This window comes from Enterobacter cloacae complex sp. IR5458, assembly GCF_049238025.1.
In the GTDB taxonomy this organism is placed as follows: domain Bacteria; phylum Pseudomonadota; class Gammaproteobacteria; order Enterobacterales; family Enterobacteriaceae; genus Enterobacter; species Enterobacter kobei.
In genome coordinates this window covers 1-2747 of sequence record NZ_JBMKIF010000099.1, presented here as the reverse complement: position 1 = coordinate 2747, position 2747 = coordinate 1, and the positions used below count along the sequence as shown (strand labels likewise).

Here is a 2747-nt window from a genome sequence, read left to right as displayed (position 1 = left end):
GGGAAGGAGGGAGTGACCATCTCATTAATTATCCCACGCTAAGACTGTTTTTTGTACAAAGCGGTATCGACTGTACGTAATGAGCGGTATTTTCCGGATCCCAGCTTAAGATTATTACGCCAGACGTAATCTCCACTCAGATTGATATGTTCCCAGCCCAGGGGAGAAAGATGAGAGACCAGTTGCTCATTTATCGGGATACCCTTTCGTTTTAGTGACTCAATAGCTCTTTCTATATATACCGTGTTCCACAACGTGATCGCTGCTGTCAGTAATGTCAGCCCGCTGGCGCGATAACTCTGATTCTCCAGCCCACGATCCCTTATTTCACCCAGACGGTGCAAAAAGACCGCTCGCGCAAGGGCATTACGGGCCTCACCCTTATTCAGCCCCGCCTGCACGCGTCGGCGCAGACCGGGATCACGGAACCAGTCCAGCATAAATAGTGTCCGTTCGATGCGGCCAATCTCTCTCAGCGCTTTGGCAAGTCCATTCTGTTTTGGGTAACTGGCTAACTTTTTCATCATCAGTGATGCGGTGACTGTCCCCTGCTTAATCGAGGTTGCCAGGCGCAATACCTCATCCCAGTGCGACTCAATGTCTTTGATATTTAGGCAGGTTGTTGATATGACAGACTGAAGCCCCGGATAGCGCTCGGCCTTTCCATGAATAAACAGCCGCTTGTCATGAAGATCACGGATCCTTGGCGCAAAAGCGAATCCCAGCAGGTGCATCAGGGCGAAAACATGTTCAGTGAAGCCTGCGGTATCGGTGTAATGCTCGGTAATTTCCAGATCGCTTTCATGGTACAGCAGGCCATCAAGCACGTGGGTTGAGTCGCGCACCCGGCTGATCACTTTGGCGTAGAACGGGCTGTATTGGTCTGAGATATGCGTATAAATCTGCACGCCCGGCTCCTGACCATATTTAAGATTGACCTGACCGGCATAACGTCCGTGACTGCCTACCCGAAAGTTCTGCCCGTCTGACGACGATGTTGTCCCGTCGCCCCAGAATGCGGCCAGAGGCCGCTCTTTCTGTGCGTTGACCAGCTCGGCCAGTGCCGCTGAATAAGTTTCATCCCTGATGTACCATGCCTGAATACCTTCGAGTGACGATCTTGTGGCCCCAGGGCAGGATTCCGCCATTTTTGTCAGCCCAAGGTTGATGCCGTCAGCCAGAATGGTGGTCAGCAACAGTCTTCCGTCTTTTGGTCTGACGTTATTATTTTTGAGGTGCGCGAAGTGACGCGTAAATCCCGTCCAGCTATCAACTTCTTCCAGTATCTCCGTAATTTTCGGATGGGGAAGCATGCCATAGACCAAATCTGCAAAGGGCGAAACACCTGAAGGAACGCTGTTCTCCAGTGGAGTGATTTTTACGCCTTTATCTGAGATATCTACATCGGGCAAATCACCGGCAAGCGCCATCGCGTTAACTTCTTCCAGCCGAGATGCAAGAAGAGTCATACGGGCCTGAAGGTATGCCTGGCTATCGGTCTGAACGGCCAACTGTAACTGGTCATTATGTCGGGATTTCTCAAACTCAGCAGTCGGGATGAGATAATCATCAAAATTTTTGTAGCGGCGCGATCCTTTTACCCAGATATCACCGGAACGTAATGCACCCTTGAGTTCATTCAGTACGCAAAACTCGTAGTACTTGCGGTCGATGCCTGAAGGCGTGAGCACCAGTTTTCGCCAGCTTTCAGGGATAAACCCTGTTGGCGCTGATGGCGGCACTTTACGAAGTTGTTTACGGTACATTTCCGTTATGGTGTCCAGCGCATCGCTGAGCGCCTGCGCCGCAGGTGTCGCCATGAACTGCAATGCTGACAGCATACGCGGGGCATATTTACGCAACGTACTGTATTTTTCGGTGATCAGATGAAGCGCGTCGAAATTGCCCTTACGGGAAAGAAACCGCGTTTCTTCCACGCTGTTGATGAATTCCTGCCAGGGAAGGACATCTTCTATTGCAGTCCAGGGATCTTCCCCGGATTCTCTGGCGTTAAGTAACGCCTGCCCGACGGTAACGTACTGCTTCAGCTTGCTCTGAATAAGCTTTCTCGTTTGCTGGAGCCGTTCGGCCTGCGTGCGTTTTGCCCTGCTGAACAGACTACCCAGGATACGCTCGTGCAGATCAATCACTTCGTCAGTCAGGGTGGCCCTGGCCTCTGTTATTATACAAACCAGCGTAGCGTAACGTCTGACATCGGTGAATTTTGCCAGGTCCCTGCTGCTCATTTTCCGGCCCTCACGCGCCAGTTTAAGCAACCTGTTCTGGTGAACGGAAAGTGCAATACCATCAGGCAACCCCAGCGCAGCGATGGAATTAAGCCGGTCGATATGTTGCAGCACATTTTTACCGTTTATTTTACCCGGAGGCTGTAGCAGCCATGCCAGACGGGAAGGTTGTTCACCCTCTGATATGAGCAGGCTGTCGAGTGCTGATTTATGCTGCTTTTCCAGTTGCGCGGTAAGTGTCGAAAATACCGATCTGTTAGCGAGCGTGACGACTTCGGCAAGCGTCCGTTCGATCACTTCAACAGAAGAGAAAATAACATTATTGTTATGTAGCCAGCTGAGCATTTCTTCCGCCAGCATAAATCCTTTGTCAGTTCGCATGGCATAGGGGTGCAGATGACGGATACAGTCTTTTTGCATTGACCGGCTGAACGGGGATAGTTCCAGGTAGCGATAAAGTTCGGTCAGATGTTCCCAGCGGGTTTGCTCTCTGGATGCATA

General features: G+C 51.1%; 1 protein-coding gene. It reads right to left on the bottom strand.

Translation table 11 applies throughout. From position 1 onward, the window contains the following. Positions 1 to 38: 38 nt before the first annotated feature. Positions 39 to 2747: Tn3 family transposase (locus ACOTYN_RS26015; RefSeq protein ID WP_421634797.1), on the bottom strand; the 2709-nt coding region annotated here is incomplete at its 5' end.